The 16,881-nt window shown below is 71.1% G+C and carries 12 protein-coding genes and 3 pseudogenes; 10 read left to right on the top strand and 5 right to left on the bottom strand.

Translation table 11 applies throughout. The annotated features are described in order from the left end of the window. The first annotated feature begins 121 nt into the window (after positions 1-121). The 7 genes and pseudogenes from AAG689_RS14185 (at position 122) to AAG689_RS14155 (ending at position 7,660) form a co-directional block, all read left to right on the top strand. Positions 122-1,775: pseudogene (locus tag AAG689_RS14185) on the top strand (methyl-accepting chemotaxis protein). 190 nt (positions 1,776-1,965) lie between these two features. Then, a complete protein-coding gene (locus AAG689_RS14180) occupies positions 1,966-2,610 on the top strand; it encodes a DUF937 domain-containing protein (protein ID WP_406622590.1) in 645 nt (214 codons plus the stop codon). Between the two features lie 83 nt (positions 2,611-2,693). Then, complete coding sequence (locus tag AAG689_RS14175) at positions 2,694-3,131, top strand: CBS domain-containing protein (protein WP_020228257.1); 438 nt, start codon at positions 2,694-2,696, stop codon at positions 3,129-3,131. Positions 3,132-3,258: 127 nt separating this feature from the next. Further along, the gene (locus tag AAG689_RS14170) at positions 3,259-4,416 is read left to right on the top strand and encodes a branched-chain amino acid ABC transporter substrate-binding protein (RefSeq protein ID WP_406622589.1); all 1,158 of its coding nucleotides are present in this window, start codon (positions 3,259-3,261) and stop codon (positions 4,414-4,416) included. 35 nt (positions 4,417-4,451) lie between these two features. Further along, the gene (tsaD, locus tag AAG689_RS14165; protein WP_406622588.1) at positions 4,452-5,495 is read left to right on the top strand and encodes a tRNA (adenosine(37)-N6)-threonylcarbamoyltransferase complex transferase subunit TsaD; all 1,044 of its coding nucleotides are present in this window, start codon (positions 4,452-4,454) and stop codon (positions 5,493-5,495) included. 121 nt (positions 5,496-5,616) lie between these two features. After that, complete coding sequence (locus tag AAG689_RS14160; RefSeq protein ID WP_406622587.1) at positions 5,617-6,276, top strand: DUF2242 domain-containing protein; 660 nt, start codon at positions 5,617-5,619, stop codon at positions 6,274-6,276. An 82-nt stretch (positions 6,277-6,358) separates the two neighbouring features. Then, positions 6,359-7,660 carry a branched-chain amino acid ABC transporter substrate-binding protein gene (locus AAG689_RS14155; RefSeq protein WP_406622586.1) on the top strand — a complete coding sequence of 434 codons (1,302 nt, stop codon included), beginning with the start codon at positions 6,359-6,361 and terminating at the stop codon, positions 7,658-7,660. Positions 7,661-7,672: 12 nt separating this feature from the next. On the opposite strand, the gene AAG689_RS14150 is transcribed toward AAG689_RS14155, so the two are convergent. From AAG689_RS14150 to AAG689_RS14130, 5 genes and pseudogenes are all read right to left on the bottom strand, one after another. Next, positions 7,673-8,692 carry a DUF2059 domain-containing protein gene (locus AAG689_RS14150; RefSeq protein WP_406622585.1) on the bottom strand — a complete coding sequence of 340 codons (1,020 nt, stop codon included), beginning with the start codon at positions 8,690-8,692 and terminating at the stop codon, positions 7,673-7,675. Then, positions 8,689-9,780: a lytic murein transglycosylase B gene (mltB, locus tag AAG689_RS14145; protein ID WP_406622584.1), complete on the bottom strand. Its 1,092-nt coding sequence runs from the start codon at positions 9,778-9,780 to the stop codon at positions 8,689-8,691. Before mltB ends, AAG689_RS14150 begins: the two co-directional genes overlap by 4 nt. Next, positions 9,777-11,859 (bottom strand): annotated as a pseudogene (locus AAG689_RS14140) (DUF3488 and DUF4129 domain-containing transglutaminase family protein). Before AAG689_RS14140 ends, mltB begins: the two are co-directional and overlap by 4 nt. Positions 11,860-11,867: 8 nt before the next feature. Then, positions 11,868-12,839, bottom strand: a complete 972-nt coding sequence (locus tag AAG689_RS14135; protein ID WP_406622583.1) for a DUF58 domain-containing protein — start codon at positions 12,837-12,839, stop codon at positions 11,868-11,870. Further along, positions 12,839-13,759 carry a MoxR family ATPase gene (locus tag AAG689_RS14130; RefSeq protein ID WP_020228248.1) on the bottom strand — a complete coding sequence of 307 codons (921 nt, stop codon included), beginning with the start codon at positions 13,757-13,759 and terminating at the stop codon, positions 12,839-12,841. The genes AAG689_RS14135 and AAG689_RS14130 overlap by 1 nt, the downstream gene beginning before the upstream one ends. 91 nt (positions 13,760-13,850) lie before the next feature. Between AAG689_RS14130 and AAG689_RS14125 the strand changes: the two genes are divergently transcribed. The 3 genes and pseudogenes from AAG689_RS14125 to AAG689_RS14115 all read left to right on the top strand — a co-directional run bounded on the left by AAG689_RS14125 (position 13,851) and on the right by AAG689_RS14115 (position 16,851). Next, positions 13,851-14,756 (top strand): histone deacetylase family protein, encoded by a 906-nt coding sequence (locus AAG689_RS14125; protein ID WP_406626342.1) that lies wholly within the window; start codon positions 13,851-13,853, stop codon positions 14,754-14,756. Between the two features lie 8 nt (positions 14,757-14,764). After that, positions 14,765-15,555: pseudogene (locus AAG689_RS14120) on the top strand (enoyl-CoA hydratase). A gap of 3 nt (positions 15,556-15,558) precedes the next feature. Beyond that, complete coding sequence (locus AAG689_RS14115) at positions 15,559-16,851, top strand: mechanosensitive ion channel family protein (RefSeq protein ID WP_406622582.1); 1,293 nt, start codon at positions 15,559-15,561, stop codon at positions 16,849-16,851. Positions 16,852-16,881 lie beyond the last annotated feature (30 nt).

The raw sequence follows: 16,881 nt of genomic DNA, 5'->3' as shown, positions 1-16,881 counted from the left end.
ATTTTTCTTTACATTGAGGAAAGTCAACGTTCACAATGTTCTGACGATTCGGGCTGGGAGCATCAGCCTCCGGCAACGGGATATCAACTGGCACACCAGAGCCAAGAAAGAGGGAGGCTTCATGCGCGTGAATCTTCCGGTCAGTAGGCAGGAATTCGCTTTTCCCAAGGGGAGACGCTGGTCTCGACCACCGATCTCCAGGGACGCATCCTGTATTGCAATCCCATGTTCATCGAGGTCAGCGGCTTCACCCGCGAAGAGCTGCTGGGCCAGCCCCACAACCTGATCCGCCACCCGGACATGCCGCCCGAGGCCTTCCGGGATATGTGGCAGACCATCGGCAACGGCCTGCCCTGGTCGGCGCCCGTGAAGAACCGGCGCAAGAACGGTGACTACTACTGGGTCATGGCCAACGTGACGCCGCTCATGGAGGGCGACCAGCCTGTGGGGTACATGTCGGTGCGCACCGAGGCGTCGCAGGCGCAGGTGCAGGAGGCCGAGCGGCTCTACCAGCGCATGCGCGAGGAGGAGAAGGCCGGCCGCCAGGTGCTGCGCTGCGCGCGGGCCGCTTGGTACGGGCCACGCCGGCAGGAAGGCTGCTGGAGTCGCTGTCGCTGGGGCTGGCGGGCAAGGTCGGACTGGCCTTCCTGGCCGTGCTGGCGGCGGCGGGGGCCGCGGCTTATGCCACCACCCATGCCACAGGAGGCTGGGACGCGCTGGCGTGGGCCGGGGCGCTGGCCGTCACGCTGGTGGCTTTGGGCTACGTGCAGCGCGTCGCCGTGGCGCCGCTGGCGCAGCTGGTGCAGGCCGCCAACCGCATGGCGGCGGGCGACCTGACCCAGCAGCCCGTCGTCACCCGTGCCGACCTGGTGGGCGACCTGCAAAAGGGGCTGTCGCAGCTCAACGTGAACCTGCTGTCCATCGTGCGCGACGCGCGCCAGGAGAGCGACAAGATGCGCGCCGCCACGCGCGAGATCGCGGAGGGCAACCGCAACCTTTCCGGGCGCACCGAAAGCCAGGCCAGCAACCTGCAGCAGACGGCCGCCTCCATGGAGCAGATCACCGGCACGGTGAAGCAGACCAGCGAGTCGGCGCGCCAGGCCACCCAGCTGGCGGACCAGGCCACCGCCGTGGCCGAGCGCGGCAGCCAGGCGGTCGATGGCGTGGCCTCCACCATGCAGCAGATCCAGCAGGCGTCGGTGCGCATCGGCGAAATCACGCAGCTCATCGACAGCATCGCCTTCCAGACCAACCTGCTGGCGCTCAACGCCGCCGTGGAGGCCGCGCGCGCGGGCGAGCACGGGCGGGGCTTCGCCGTGGTGGCGGCCGAGGTGCGCGGCCTGTCGCAGCGCACCCAGGCGGCGGCCAAGGAGATCCGCGAGCTCATCGCCGAGTCGGCGGCCACGGTGGGCGAGGGCCACCGCAAGACCGGCGAGGCGCAGAAGACCATGGAGGAATCCCTCTCCATGGTGCGGCGCGTGGGCACGCTGATCGGCGAGATGCACAACGCATCCAACGAGCAGCTTTCGGGCATCTCGCAGGTGAATGCCGCCGTGGCCCACCTCGACACGATCACACAGCAAAATGCGTCGCTGGTCGAGCAGAGCGCGATGCTGGCCGTGCAACTGCAGGCCCAGGCGCAGATCGTCTCCGAAACGGTGCAGATGTTCCGCATCGATGCGGCGCAAAGCCGGCAGGCGCCGCAGGCCGTGGAGCTGCGCCGCGCCATGAAGGCCGCGCGGGGCGCCGCCGTCGCGCTGCCCGGCAGCGCCTGAGGGTGGTGAGCGAAATCGGCCTCCAGCGCTGGATGGGAAAGCGCAGGCAGCTATCGAATTTGAAGTCTTCCGCGATTGTCAACTTCGGTTGCGGACCCGGGCATGCCCGCGTGTCCGGCGCGGGCCGGCATACCATGCGGGCATGCGGCCCCTCGCGGGCCGTCTCCACCGTTTGAAGGAATCCGTGACCATGAACAACTCCGCTTCCACCCCGCTGCTGGCCGAAGAACTGATGCAGCAACTGCAGGGCGCGCCGCTGCAGAACATCGCCCAGCAACTGGGCACCAGCACCGCCGAGACGCAAAGCGCCGTGGCCATGGCGCTGCCGCTGCTGCTGGGCGCGCTGGGCCGCAATGCACAGGATGCGCAAGGCGCGCAGTCGCTGTTCGGGGCGCTGCAGCGCGACCACATGCCCCAGCAGGCGGCGGGCCTGGGCGGCGGCATGGATCTGGGCGGGCTGCTCGGCGGCCTGCTGGGTGGCGGCCGGCAAGGCGGCGGGGCGGGCGCGGACATCCTGGGCCACATCCTCGGCGGAGGCCAGGCGCGCGCCGAATCGGGCCTGGGGCAGGCCAGCGGCCTCGGCGCGAACGCGGGCCAGCTACTGCAGATGCTGGCGCCCATCGTCATGTCCTTCCTCGCCCAGCGCGTGAGCGCGGGCGGCATGGATGCCGGCGGCCTGGGCCAGATGCTGGGCCAGGAGCGCGCCAGCGTGCAGCGCCAGGGCACGCCGGGCGGCGACTTGCTGGGCAGCCTGCTGGACCAGGACGGCGACGGCCAGGTGGGCCTGGGCGACCTGCTCAAGATCGGCGGCAGCCTGCTCGGCGGAAGGCGCTAGGTCACTTGCACGGCGGCCCGGGTTCAGCGGACACTTCCCCCAGCGTTTCGGTTTTTGTTCCACTCACAGCCAGGGAGGCCGCCATGACAACCGTTGCAGAAATCCTCAAGTCCAAGTCCAGCGCGCAGATTTACAGCGTCGCCCCCTCGGACACCATCCTTTCCGCGCTGCGCCTCATGGCCGACAAGGGGATCGGCGCGCTGCTGGTGATGGAGGACGGGCAGATCGCGGGCATCTTCACCGAGCGCGACTACGCCCGCAAGGTGGTCCTGCTGGGCCGCAGTTCGGGCGACACGCCCGTGCGCGAGGTGATGACGCGCGCCGTGCGCTTCGTGCGCTCCACGCAGAGCACCGACCACTGCATGGCCCTCATGACCGAGAACCGCCTGCGCCACCTGCCCGTGGTGGACGATGGCGAGGTGGTGGGGCTGGTGTCCATCGGCGACCTGGTGAAGAACATCATCTCGCACCAGCAGTTCCTTATCGAGCAGATGGAGCAGTACATCACCGGCGCACGTTGATGCAGCCGGGGCCGCAGGCATCGGGGTTTGCCCTGGTGCCCGCGGCCATGCGGGCATTCCCGCTGTCGCGTGACCTCCTTCGTGGATATACATCCGGTCACATTTTTCCTTACGAAGGAGCGCGCGCGTGAACAATGCAATAAGCCGCCGCAGGTTCTCTGCCGGCCTGGGCGCGGCAGCGCTGGCCGGCGCGGGACTGCCTGGCTGCAGCAAGGTGCCCGACACCATCAAGATCGGCGTGGCCCAGCCGCTGTCCGGGCCCATCGCGGGCCTGGGGCAGGACCTGCTCAACGGCGTGAAGCTGGCGGTGGACGAGCTGAACCGGTCCGGCGTGCAGGTCGACGGCAAGCGCGTGGCCTTCGAGATCGTGGCGCAGGACGACCGCTCCGACCCCGTGGCCGGGCGCGCGGCGGCGCAGCAGTTGCTGGACTCGGGCGTGGTGGCGGTGATCGGCCACCTGAATTCGGGCGTAAGCATCGAGGCCGCGCCGCTGTACGCGGCCAGGCAGGTGCCGCAACTCGTCATCTCCACCAACCCCCGGATCACGCAGATGGGGCTGGGCACGCCCTTTCGCATCGTGGCCAACGACTCGCTGCAGGCGCGCGCCATCGGCTCCTTCGCGGCCACGCAGCTCAACGCCGAGAGCTATGCCGTGGTGGACGACGGCTCGCCCTACGGCAAGGGCCTGGCCGACGGTGCGGCCGCCGAGCTGCAGGCGGCCCGCAAGAACATCACCGTGCGCCAGAGCTTCGACGACAAGACCGTCGCCTTCGCCGACCTCGCGGCCAAGCTCAGGGACGAGCGGGTAAGCGTCATCGTCTGCATGCTCAACGACTTCCAGGCCCTGGCGCTGCTCGAGGAGCTGCGCAAGATTGGCCATACGCGCCTGGCCCTGCTGGGCGGGGACCTGGTCAAGACCACCGACATGACCCAGGGCATGGGCGTGGTCGACGGCATCTACGCCACCTCGCCCGTGCTCGACGTGACCGAGTTCACCACCGGCCGGCAATTCCTGGCCAAGTACGAAGCGGCCTTCCGGAAAGCCCCCGCCTATGGCGGCCACTACACCTACGACGCGATGTACGTCCTCAGCGAGGCCATCAAGAAGGCCGGCTCGGCCGCGCCCGCGGACATCACCAAGGCACTGCGCACCATCAACGGCTACGCCCCCGTCACCGGCACCATGACCTGGGACGACAAGGGCGAGCTGCGCTACGGCGCCGTGGGCGTGTACGAGCTGCGCAAGGGCAGCTGGGAGCTGCGCATGCGCTCCGACCGCTGGTGAGGGGGACGGGGAGCGGGGGCTACACTTGCGGCCCTATGAATGGGCTGATCCTGGGCATCGAATCCTCCTGCGACGAAACCGGCGTGGCGCTCGTGCGCGCGCAGGCCGGCGGCGGCCTGCCGGTGCTGCTGGCGCACGCGCTGCACAGCCAGATCGAGATGCACCAGGACTACGGCGGCGTGGTCCCCGAGCTGGCCAGCCGCGACCACATCCGCCGCGTGCTGCCGCTCACGCAGGCGGTGCTGGCCGAGGCGCGGCAGGAGCTGGCCGACGTGGACGTGGTCGCCTACACGCGCGGCCCGGGCCTGGCCGGCGCGCTGCTGGTGGGCGCGGGCGTGGCTTGCGCGCTGGGCGCGGCGCTGGATCGGCCGGTGCTGGGCGTGCACCATCTGGAGGGGCATCTGCTCTCGCCCTTCCTGAGCAGCGACCCGCCGGAGTTTCCCTTCATCGCGCTCCTGGTGTCCGGCGGGCACACGCAGCTCATGCGCGTGGACGGCGTGGGGCGCTACGCCATCCTGGGCGAGACCATCGACGACGCGGCCGGCGAGGCCTTCGACAAGTCCGCCAAGCTGCTGGGCCTGGGCTATCCCGGCGGGCCGGCGCTCTCGCGCCTGGCGCAGGAGGGCGACCCCGCCGCCTTCAAGCTGCCCCGGCCGCTGCTGCACAGCGGCGACCTGGACTTTTCCTTCGCCGGCCTCAAGACCGCCGTGCTCACCCAGGCGAAGAAGCTCGGCGACGGCCTGCAGGCGCGCCGCGCCGACCTGGCGGCCAGCACGCAGGCCGCCATCGTCGAGGTGCTGGTGAAGAAATCCCTGATGGCGTTGGACGCCACGGGCCTGCAACGCCTCGTGGTGGCGGGCGGCGTGGGCGCCAACCGGCTGCTGCGCGCGCAGCTCGACGCGGCCTGCGCGCGGCGTGGCGTGCGCGTGCACTACCCCGAGCTGCACCTGTGCACCGACAACGGCGCCATGATCGCCATGGCTGCCGCCATGCGCCTGCAGGCAGGGCAGCAGCAGCCCAACCGCGACTACGCCTTCGACGTCAAGCCGCGCTGGCCGCTGGATGCCATCGCCGGCTGAGGGTCGTGCGGCCCGTGGCAGTGGGCATGACGTTGCGATGGGTTACAGGGGCGCGCCGCACGCTCCGGGCCATACAGGCTTCACAATGTGCGTTGCTGCGACATACCGCCCCCTGATTGCCGTGAACCGTTCTCGACGCCGTTCCTCTCGTCCGCTTGCTCCCTTTTCCCTTCTGCTGCTGGCCGCTGCGCTGCTGGCGGGCTGCGCGCGCATGCCGGAGTCCATGCCCGGGCTGGACCGCAACCTGGCCTTCACGCCGAACGACTTCGACGGTGCCAGCATCCACACGCGCCACATTGGCGCCTCGCAGGAGCGCACCTGCGAGGCCGCGCGCCGCGCGCTGCTGAGCCAGGGCTACCTGGTGCACACCGCCACCAGCGAACTGGTCGCCGGCCGCAAGTACTACCAGCCGCACACCGACGTGCACTACGAGGTGGAGATGCGCATCGTCTGCGCCCCCGAGGGGCTGGGCGACACGCGCACCTCGGCCTTCGCCAGCGCGCTGCAGGACCGCTACGTGATCAAGAAGATCAACAACTCCGCCTCGCTGGGGGTCGGGGCCATCGGCTCGGTGTCGCTGCCGGTGAGCGCCACCGACGACACGCTGGTCAAGGTGGGCAGCGAAACCGTCACGGACGCGCAGTTCTACGAGCGCTTCTTCCAGATCTTCGAGCGCTACGTGGGCGTGCTGCCCGACCTGCGCCCGGCCACGGCCCATCCCGTGCCTTTGCAGGAGCGCGAGGCCGTGGACCGCGGCACCGAGCTGCCGCCGGCCGAGTAGGCGGCAGCGCCTTCCCATCGTCCTGGGGTCTTCGCACCGCAACCGCTGCGCAGCACCGCTCCGTTCCTTTCTTCTCGCACGCATGATGTCCATCTCCCGCCGCCAGGCCGCCGTCGCCTGCGCATGGGCCCTCGGGGCCGCCGCCGCGCCGCTGCCGGTGCAAACCACCACCGCCGCGCAGCCCGCAGGCGCGCCCATCAAGGTGGCATTGGTCGAAAGCCTGTCGGGCAGCTTCGCCAACACGGGCGAGGCGGTGTTCCGCAACATCGCCTGGGCCATGGAGCGCGTGAACGCGCGCGGCGGCGTGCAGCTGCCATCGGCCGAGGGCGGCGCCCGCCCGCTGGTCCTCACCCGCTACGACAGCAAGGGCACGAACGAGGAGGCGCTGTCGGCCCTGCGCGCGGCCATCGACGACGGTGCGCGCTTCGTCATGCAGGGCAACTCGTCCGCGACGGCCGCGGCGCTGGTCGAGGCCGTCAACAAGCACAACCAGCGCGACCCGCAGCGGCGCGTGGTGTTCCTGAACTACTCTGCCGTCGATCCCGCGCTGACCAACGAGAAGTGCAGCTTCTGGCACTTCCGCTTCGATCCCCATGCCGACATGCGCATGGCCGCGCTGATGCAGGTGATCCGCGAGGACAGGAGCGTCAGGAACGTCTACCTCATCGGCCAGGACTACAGCTTCGGCCAGGCCGTGCTGCGCGAGGCCCGGCGCCAGCTCGCGAGCCAGCGGCCCGACGTGGCCGTGGTGGGCGATGAGCTGCACCCCGTGGGCCGCGTGAAGGACTTCGCGCCCTATGCCGTGAAGATCAAGGCCAGCGGCGCGCAGGCCGTCATCACCGGCAACTGGGGTAACGACCTCACGCTGCTCGTCAAGGCCGCGCGCGAAGTGGGCTACGACGGCATGTTCTACACCTTCTACGGCAACGCCCTGGGCGCGCCCGCCGCGCTGGGCGAAGCGGGCGTGGGCAAGGTGGTGGCGGTGGCCGACTGGCTGCCCAACGTGCTCACGCAGGGCAGCGAGGCGTTCTACCGCGCGTTCCGCGCGCGCTTCCCCAAGCCGCAGGACGACTACGTGCACATGCGCATGCAGCTCATGGTCGAATCCCTGGCCCAGTCCATCGAGCGTGCCGGCAGCACCGACGCGACGGCCGTCGCGCACGCGCTGGAGAAAGCCAGCGTCCAGCTCGCGGGCCAGGCGGGGGCCATGCGCGCGGCGGACCACCAGTTCCAGCAGCAGCTCGTCGTGGGCGTGATGGACCGGCGCGGCGCGCCGGGCGTGCAGTTCGACGTGGAAGGCTCGGGCTACGGCTTCCGCGTGGTGCGCCAGCTCACGGCCGCGCAGGCCGAGATGCCGCACGCCTGCCAGATGCAGCGGTTCTGACGCCCGGCGGCGTCAGGGCTTGCGCGCGCCTGCCTCGTCGCGCAGGGCCTCCAGGAGCCGGCCTTGGATCGCCGGCAGCAGTTCCTGGCGCTGCCAGTCCTGCAGGTCCTTCTGCAGGGCCTGCGCCGCCAGGCTGGTGCGTGCGCGCTGCGCGGCGCGGGCGGGCGTGCGCTCCGCGGCGAGCAACGCGGCCAGTTCCCCGGGCGGGATGCGCGCGGCCACCGCCTGAGCCAGCACCGGCAGGGCGTGGCGTGCCTCGAAGGCGCGCACGCGGGCGGAAATCTGCTGGCGCCACGCGGCCTGCTGGGCGCGCGTGGTTTCGGGGGGCCAGTGTGGTTCGATGGATTCCAGCGCCTGCACCTTGGCCTGCATCAGCTTGCGGTAGGTCTCGCCCGGCGCGAGCAGCAGGATGAGTTCGCCCGCCTGGCGCTCGTGGTCGCTGCGGGGCGCAGGGGCGTCGGCGTCCGCGAGAGGCCCGGCTCCGGCCACTGCGGCCTGCTGCCAGGCCAGGACTTGGGCGTGGATGTGCTGCGCCAGCGCGGCCTGCGCTGCCTCGACGGCGGGCAGGGCCTGGCGCACGAAGGTTTGCCCCGCGGGCGTGCGGTAATAGGCGCGCAGGGCCTGTGCCTCGTCTTCGCCCAATACGCGCTGGTAGGCGGCGGTGGCCATGGGCAGCAGACGGGTGCTCCAGTCGAACTGCGCGCGCAGCCAGGGGGAGAGCTCGGCGTGCAGGCGCTGCTTGCGCGCGCGGCGCTGCGGATCGGCTTCGTCGTCGGGGCGCGGGGCGTAGCGGGCGTCGATCTGGTCGAACGACGTGGCCAAGCGGGCGGGCAGGCCTTCGTCCTCGAACAGCCCGGCGAGCGTGTGCGCGCTGGCCGGCGTTGCGGGTGGCTGCGGCGCGGATGCGGCCGCCGCGGGGGGCGTGGCCGGGGCGGCCGGCGCCTGCGCGAACGCTGCATGCCAGGCCAGGGGCGCTGCCAGCAGCCAGGCCGCGCGGTGCGCGAGCGGCCTGCGGGAACGGTGCAGGATCATGGGGACTCCCGGGATGCGGTACGGGCGGAAGCAGGCAGGGCGGCTGCCACGGCGCGGCCCAGCTCGATCACCGCCAGCGCGTAGTAGCTCGACCAGTTGTAGCGCGTGACGGCGTAGAAGTTCTCCGTGCCCGCGACGTAGCTGGGCGGCGCGGCGCCGTTTTGCAATTCCACCAGCGCCAGCGGGCCGGCATGCTGGCTGCCTTCGGCGTCCAGTACCGCACCCAGTGCGGCCATGCGGGCAGCGCTGAAGCTGGGCAGGATGTCGGGGGCGAGCAGGGTGTCCAGCTGCACCCGCGCCGGGTCGGGGTCGAACGCCACGGCGTAGTGCGTCGGCATGCCGGTCTTCCAGCCGTGGCCCACGAAATAGTGGGCCACGGAGCCGATGGCGTCCACGGGGCTGTTCCACAGGTCGATGCGGCCGTCGCCGTCGAAGTCGACCGCGTAGCGTGCCCAGCTCGACGGCATGAACTGGCCCAGGCCCATGGCGCCGGCATAGCTGCCGCGCGGCGCGTGCGGGTCGATGCCGGTGCGGTCCATGAGGGTGAGGAACTGCTCCAGCTCGCGCGCGAAGAAGGCCTGGCGCTCGGCGGCGCGCGGGTGGGCGGCGGGGAAATCGAAGGCCAGCGTGGCGAGGGAGTCGATGACGCGCAGGCTGCCCATCTGCTGGCCGTACAGCGTTTCCACGCCGATGATGCCGACGATGAGGTCGGCCGGCACGCCGTATTCGCGCTCCGCGCGCGCCAGCGCCTCGGCATGGGCCTGCCAGAAGCGTACGCCCGCGCGGATGCGGATGGGCTCGACGAAGCGCGCGCGGTAGGCGGCCCAGTTCTTCGGCGTGCCCTTGGGTGGCGGCAGCACGAGGCGCGGCACCTGCGGCAGCAGGCGGGCCTGGCCGATGGCCTGGCGTACCCATTCGCGGTCCAGGCCGCGGCGCTCGGCCAGGTCGTCGGCGAACTGCATGGCCTGGGCGCTTTCAGCGTAGTGGTAGGCCGGTGCGGGTTTTTTGGGGGGCTTTTGGGCTGTAGCGCTTATGGAGAAAGCGCAAGCAGCTATCGTAAGAATAGCGTTTCGGATCGCAGCGTTCATGGTGCGGGGGCGGGCCAGGGCAGGCGGCGCAGTTCGCGCCGCAGTGAGGTGAGGGTGGTGGCGGGCCGGGGGCGTAGCGGGCCTGCTCCACGCGCAGCAGCCATTGGGCGGCGGGCTCGGCCGGCGGGCCGAAGCGCTCGCGCGCCTGCCGGGCCATGCTGCGCGGCGGCGTGTGCGGGGGGAGCGGCAGGCCCGCGCGGGCCAGGCGGGTGCGCGCCTGCAGCAGCAGGCGCTGCCAGGGGTCGTGGCGGCGGCGCTCCCAGGCGGCCCAGAGCACACCGCCGGCGGCGGCCAGCGCGGCCAGCACGCCCATGAGGCGCACCAGGTCCTGCGCGCTGGGCGACTGCATGCCCAGCGACTTGAGCAGGTCGAGCTGGCGCCCTTGCGTGTAGTTGAGCACCCACTGGTTCCAGCCGTTGTTCATGGCCTCCCAGGCAGCGCGCAGGTGCTGCACCATCGTGCGGCCGACCACGGCGTCCATGGCCGTGCCGAACACGCCGCGCGGCGCCTGCAGGCGCTGGAACAGGCCCACGCGGTCGGGGGCGATGGCGCCCGTGGGGTCCACGCGCAGCCAGCCGCGGCCTTCCTGCCAGACCTCGGCCCAGGCGTGGGCGTCGCTCTGGCGCACGGTCCAGTAGCCGTCGATCGCGTTCATCTGCCCGCCCTGGTAGCCGGTGACGATGCGCGCAGGCACGTCCAGGGCGCGCATCAGCACGACGAAGGCCGAGGCGATGTGCTCGCAGAAGCCCTCCTTGCGGTCGAACCAGAAGTCGTCGGCCGTGTGCTCGCCGTACACGCCGGGTTCCAGCGTGTAGGTGTAGCCGCCGGTGCGCAGCCGCGCGAGGGCGGCGTCCACATAGGCCTGCGCGCCGCCGGCCGCCAGTTGCGGGTCTGCCTGCATCTGCCGGGCCAGGGCCTGGGTGCGCGGGTTCAGTCCGGGGGCAGCTGCACGTAGGCGCGCATCTCGGGCGTGCGGCGCTGCGGGCCGTGGCTGAAGCGCAGGTGGCTCTCGGCACGGTAGCGCAGCACGCTGAGGATGGGGCGCGAGGCCATCCATTGCAGCTCGGGCGACATTAGCGCCCAGGTGCCCTGGGGCAGCTCGGGGCGCTCCCGCGCGGCATCCAGCGTGAGCAGCCAGGGGCGGCGGCTGGGCTCCAGCGTGACCTCGTAGCGCAGCGGCTCGCCTTCCACCTGCAGGTGCGCGGGCGTGGGGCTGGCCCAGGTGATGGCGCGTGCCTCGGGCTGCGAGAGGGCGTACCACTCGCGCCCGTTGAAGGCCGTGAGCACGGGGCCGCGGAAGTACAGGCTGCTTTGCGGCGGAGGCTCCCCGCCGGGGCTGCCGTCGGGGGTAAGGAAGCGCACGCGCAGGGCCACGCTGTCGTCGAGCACCAGCGAGGCCATGCTGCCGATGCTCATCTGCCCCGCGAGGCCGCTGCGCCCGGCCAGCGTTTCGGCGGGCACGCCCCACAGCGGCGCCATGCGCGGGAACAGCAGGAAGAGCGCCAGCATGATGGGCGCGCCCAGCAGCGCCATGCGCGCGGCCGTGCGCATCGATTGCGCCAGCGGCGGGCGGCCCACGGGCAGGTGGGCGTTGACCAGGGCCGTGAGCAGGCCCAGCAGCGCCACCAGCATGGCGGCGGCGGTGGCGAGCGACTGCGAGAACAGGAAGTTGGCCAGCAGCGTGAAGAAGCCCAGGAAGAACACCACCATGGCGTCGCGCCGCGCGCGCAGCTCCAGCGTCTTGAGCGCCAGCAGCATGACGATGAGGGTGACGCCCGCCTCCGTGCCGACGATGGTGCGGTGCGTGAGCAGCGTCAGCCCCACGGCCAGCGCCAGCAGCGCGCCTACCACCCAGCGCCCGGGCAGCGGCCGCGCGCGCCAGGCCAGCCAGCCGCGCCAGGCCAGCAGCGCGATGGCCAGCGCGATGGTCCAGGCCGGCAGGTGGCCCGCCAGCGGGCCGATGCAGCAGGCCACGACGGCCAGCAGGAACAGCGTGTCGCGCGCATCGCGCGGCAGGTGGGCGAGGGTGCTACCTTTGTGATAGCTGCTCGCGCTTGTTGGTATTGGGCTGGAGGCCATTTCCGTTCTTAATGCAGGGCCAGGGCTTCCAGGCAGCGGTGGCGGTGGGCCGCGCCGCTGCCCTGGCCGATGGACTGGCCCGGCAGGCGCAGGCCGTAGTCCACGCCCAGGCGGTCGGCCTGCAGCACCCAGGCGGCCAGGCGGGCGATGCGCGCCTCGGGGTCGTGCAGGCCGGTGGCGGCGGCGTCCAGCCAGAGTTCGTGGCGCTGGGCCTGCTGGGCGTCGCGGCTCACCATGTCGCCGGTGCCAGTGGCCAGCGCCTGGGCGGCTTTCTTCCAGACCACCAGCTTGAGCGGGTCGCCGCGGCGGTAGGCGCGCACGCCATCGAATTCACCCGCGCCGCGCGCCTGGGCGCTGCCGCCGCTGCCGGCGCGCGGCTCGCCGGGGGGCAAGGGCGGGGCGGGCACCTCGGGGCGCGGGTAGACCAGCACCTGCGCGGCCGGGCGCCACAGCGCCCACACGCGGAAGGTGCCCAGCGGGTAGAGCGTCTGCGCCGTGAGCGTGGGCACGTCCTGCAGCCCGCGCCGCTCGGGCCGGAAGGCCACCTGCACGCTGGCACTGCCGCCGGCGGGCACGTCGCTCCAGACCCATTCGGTGGCGCGGCCGCCGCCGTGCACGGCCACCGCGATGGCATGGCGCGGCGTGCGCCGCGCGTTGTGCAGCTGCACCTGCAGCAGTGTGGCGCTGCCCAGGAACTGCGGCTCGGGCGCCGCCAGGTGCAGCGTGAGGCCGCGCAGCGTGGCGTGGCACAGGTGCATGCCCACGGCCACGCTGCCGGCCAGCAGGAAGGTGAGCAGGTAGCCCAGGTTGAGCTGGAAGTTGATCGACGCCACCAGCAGCACCAGCAGCGTGAGCGCCAGCATCCACCCGGCGCCGGTGGGCAGGATGTAGACGTTGCGCTGGGTGAGCGCGAGCGTGTCGGTGCGCGGCAGGCGCGCGGTCCACCAGCGGCGCCAGCGCTCGGCGAGGGCGGCGCGCATCAGGGCAGCGGCACGGACTCGACCATGGCGCGCACCTGCTCCACGCTGCCCCGGCCCGCGTCGCTCACGGGCACCAGGCGGTGGGCGATGGTCTGGGGCAGGATGGCCTGCACGTCGTCGGGCGCCACGTAGTCGCGCCCTTCGATCAGCGCCTGCGCCTTGGCCGCGCGCATGAGCGCGATGCCCGCGCGCGGCGACAGGCCCTGCAGGAACCAGCGGCCCGAGCGCGTGGCGGCGATCAGGTCCTGCACGTAGTTCAGCAGCGGCTCGGCCGCATGCACGGCCAGCACCTGCTGCTGCAGCGCGGCCAGCTCTTCTAGCGAAAGCAGCGGCAGCAGGCTGCCCACCATGTCGCGGCGGTCGCTGCCGGCCAGCAGCAGGCGCTCGGAGGCGCGGTCGGGGTAGCCCAGCGAGATGCGCATCAGGAAGCGGTCGAGCTGGCTCTCGGGCAGCGCGAAGGTGCCCAACTGGTCGTGCGGGTTCTGCGTGGCGATCACGAAGAACGGATGGGGCAGGGCGCGCGTCTCGCCCTCCACCGACACCTGCTTTTCCTCCATGGCTTCGAGCAGCGCGCTTTGCGTCTTGGGGCTGGCGCGGTTGATCTCGTCGGCCAGCAGCACCTGCGTGAACACCGGGCCGGGGTGGAACACGAAGGACTCCTTGCCGCGCTCGTAGACCGACACGCCGGTGAGGTCGCTGGGCATCAGGTCGGCCGTGAACTGCACGCGCGAGAACTGCAGGCCGAAGGTGTGCGCCAGCGCATGCGCCAGGGTGGTCTTGCCCACGCCCGGAACGTCCTCGATGAGCAGGTGACCGCCCGCCAGCAGGCAGGCCACGCAGTCCTGGATTTGTAAGCTTTTCCCAATGATCACCGTGTTAAGCTGGTCCAGGAGCGATTTGATCTTGTGCTGTGCGTGCATGGCGCGACGTTATCCGAAAAACGAACGAGAGACGGGGTTGACTGTGAGCAAAACGGGCTATTACACCCATCGCGACTGCTGGAAGCACGAGATGGGGCCAGGACACCCCGAATGCCCGGCACGGCTGGACGCCATCGAGGACCGGCTGCTGGTGACTGGCATCGCCGACGCGCTGGACCACCGCGAAGTGCCGCTCGCTCCCCTGGCCGATATCGAACTGGCCCACGACCGCATGTACATCGCCTCGCTGCGGGGCCTGTCGGACCGCCTCATCGATGAAGAGGACGCGGGCGGCCCGGCCCACATGCAGCTCGACACCGACACCTCCATCAACCGCCACACCTGGAACGCCGCGCTGCGCTCGGCCGGCGCGGCGCTGGCGGCCACCGACGCGGTGATGGCCGGCGAGATCGAGAACGCCTTCTGCAGCGTGCGCCCGCCCGGGCACCACGCCACGCGCGACAAGGCCATGGGCTTTTGCTTCTTCAACAACGTGGCCGTCGCCGCCAAGTACGCGCTGCAGCGCTACAACCTCCAGCGCGTGGCGGTGGTGGACTTCGACGTGCACCACGGCAACGGCACGGAGGACATCCTGGCCGGCGACCCGCGCGCGCTCATGGTCAGCATCTTCCAGCACCCGTTCTACCCCTACAGCGGCGACCAGAACCCCGCGCCCAACATGCTCAACGTGCCCGTGCCGGCCTATACCAAGGGCATGGACGTGCGCGACATCGTCGAGATGGTCTGGATGCCGCGCCTGGAGCAGTTCAAGCCCGAGATGATCTTCGTTTCCGCAGGCTTCGACGCCCACCGCGAGGACGACATGGGCCAGCTCGGCCTGACCGAGCAGGACTACACCTGGATCACCATGCGTATCAAGGACGTGGCGCGGCGCTTTTCCAACAAGCGCATCGTCTCGTGCCTGGAGGGTGGCTACATGATGGGGCCGCTGGCGCGCAGCGTCGAGGCCCACATCCGCGTCCTCGCCGATCTGTAAGGACCGCCATGACCGCCACCGATTCCCTGCTCCACGTTGCGCGCGATGCGCGCGGCGTGGCCACCCTCACTCTGAACGACCCGGCCCGTTTCAACGCCCTGGGCAGCGACATGCTCGCCGCCCTGCAGCAGGCGCTGGACGGCGTGGCGGGCGACGAGTCCGCGCGCGTGGTGGTGCTGGCCGCCAACGGCCGCGCCTTCTGCGCCGGGCACAACCTCAAGGACATGGCGCAGAACCCCGAGCTTGCCTACTACCAGCAGCTCTTCGCGCAGTGCAGCCGCGTGATGCTCGCCATCCACCAGTTGCCGGTGCCGGTGATCGCGCGCGTGCACGGCATGGCCACGGCGGCGGGCTGCCAGCTCGTCGCGCAGTGCGACCTGGCCGTGGCCAGCGACGCCGCGAGTTTCGCCACCAGCGGCATCCACTACGGCCTGTTCTGCGCCACGCCCAGCGTGCCGCTGGTGCGCAACGTGCCGGCCAAGCAGGCCATGGAGATGCTGCTGACGGGCGACTTCATCGACGCGCGCACGGCGCTGGAGCGGGGCTGGTCAACCGCGTGGTGGCGCCCGAGGCGCTGGACGCCGAGGTGGAGAAGCTCGTGCAGTCCATCCTGGACAAGCCGCGCGTGGCCGTGGCCATGGGCAAGGCGCTGGTGTACCAGCAGCGCGAGCTGGGCATCACGGCCGCCTACCAGCTCGCCGGGCAGACCATGGCCGTCAATATGATGGACGAGGCCGCGCAGGAGGGCGCACGCGCCTTCGCGGAGAAGCGCCAGCCGGCCTGGAAGCAGCAGGCGTGAGCGATGGAGTGGCTGGACCGGCTCGCCCATGACTTCCAGCGCTCCAGTACCTGGCTGGAGCTGGCGCTGCTGGTCGGAGCCGTCGCGGTCGCCTACGCCCTGAGCCGCGTGGCCGGGCGCGGCCAGCCGCCCGACTCTGTATGGTTCGGGCGCCGCACGCTCGACGGGTTGCTGTTCCCCATGCTGGCGCTGGCGCTGGTCTACGCCTGCCGGCTGGCCGTGGCGCACTACCAGCCCGTGTTCCTGCTGCGCGTGGCCGTGCCCGTGCTCACATCGCTGGTGCTGATCCGGTTCGTGGCGCGCGTGCTGGCCATGGCCTTCCCGCGCTCGGCGCTGATGCGGCTGCTCGAGCGCATCGTTTCGTGGCTGGCCTGGGGCGTGGCGGTGCTGTGGATCGCGGGGCTATTGCCGCGCGTGCTGCAGGAGCTCGACGAGATCACCCTGTCCTTCGGCAAGTCCACCATCAGCCTGCTCATGCTGCTGCAGGGCGGCCTGTCGGCGGCGCTGGTGCTGGTTACGGCGCTGTGGGCGTCGTCCACCATCGAGCGGCGCGTGCTCGACGGCGCGGTGAGCGACCTGTCCATGCGCAAGGTGGCAGTGAACGCCACGCGCGCGCTGCTGCTGTTCATCGGCCTGATGTTCGCGCTGTCGGCCGTGGGCGTGGACCTCACGGCGCTGTCGGTGCTGGGCGGCGCGCTGGGCGTGGGCCTGGGCTTCGGGCTGCAGAAGCTGGCGTCCAACTACGTGAGCGGCTTCGTCATCCTGCTGGAGCGCTCGCTGCGCATCGGCGACAACGTGCGCGTGGATGGCTTCGAGGGGCGCATCACCGACATCAAGACCCGCTACACGCTGATCCGCGCAGGCAACGGCCGCCAGTCCATCGTGCCCAACGAAAGCCTGATCACGCAGCGCGTGGAGAACCTCACCGATTCCGACCGCAAGTTCAACCTGACGACGAATCTCACCGTGGCCCACAGCAGCGACGCGGCCCGCGTGCAGCGCATCCTGTGCGACGCCGCGGCGGCGCAGCCGCGCGTGCTGGCCGAGCCCGCGCCCGTGGCCTACCTGGTCGACTTCGTGCCCGACGGACTGGCCTTCACCCTGAACTACTGGATCGCCGACCCCGGCGCCGGCACGGCCAACGTGCGCTCGGCCGTGAACCTGGCCGCGCTCGAAGGGCTGCGAGCGGCAGGCATCGACATTGCCCCGCCGCAGCGCGTGGTGCGCGTCGCGCAGGCGGCATCCGAGGGAGGAGCAGGGCTCGACCCCGGCACGCCGGGCTGGCATAATCCATAAAAGCACGATCGTTCTTTTTGTGATTTTTCC

This window comes from Acidovorax sp. SDU_ACID1 (assembly GCF_045291395.1).
Taxonomy (GTDB): domain Bacteria; phylum Pseudomonadota; class Gammaproteobacteria; order Burkholderiales; family Burkholderiaceae_C; genus MR-S7.
Note: the sequence above shows the minus strand (reverse complement) of the source record. Positions and strands in the feature narration are given on the sequence as shown.

Excerpts from the sequence above, each read along its gene's own strand:
- AAG689_RS14175 (WP_020228257.1), top strand. The coding sequence starts at position 2,694 with ATGACAACCGTTGCAGAAATCCTCAAGTCCAAGTCCAGCGCGCAGATT.
- AAG689_RS14115 (WP_406622582.1), top strand. The coding sequence starts at position 15,559 with ATGGAGTGGCTGGACCGGCTCGCCCATGACTTCCAGCGCTCCAGTACC.
- tsaD (WP_406622588.1), top strand. The coding sequence starts at position 4,452 with ATGAATGGGCTGATCCTGGGCATCGAATCCTCCTGCGACGAAACCGGC.
- AAG689_RS14125 (WP_406626342.1), top strand. The coding sequence starts at position 13,851 with ATGGGGCCAGGACACCCCGAATGCCCGGCACGGCTGGACGCCATCGAG.
- mltB (WP_406622584.1), bottom strand. The coding sequence starts at position 9,780 with ATGAACGCTGCGATCCGAAACGCTATTCTTACGATAGCTGCTTGCGCT.
- AAG689_RS14180 (WP_406622590.1), top strand. The coding sequence starts at position 1,966 with ATGAACAACTCCGCTTCCACCCCGCTGCTGGCCGAAGAACTGATGCAG.
- AAG689_RS14155 (WP_406622586.1), top strand. The coding sequence starts at position 6,359 with ATGATGTCCATCTCCCGCCGCCAGGCCGCCGTCGCCTGCGCATGGGCC.
- AAG689_RS14150 (WP_406622585.1), bottom strand. The coding sequence starts at position 8,692 with ATGATCCTGCACCGTTCCCGCAGGCCGCTCGCGCACCGCGCGGCCTGG.
- AAG689_RS14135 (WP_406622583.1), bottom strand. The coding sequence starts at position 12,839 with ATGCGCGCCGCCCTCGCCGAGCGCTGGCGCCGCTGGTGGACCGCGCGC.
- AAG689_RS14130 (WP_020228248.1), bottom strand. The coding sequence starts at position 13,759 with ATGCACGCACAGCACAAGATCAAATCGCTCCTGGACCAGCTTAACACG.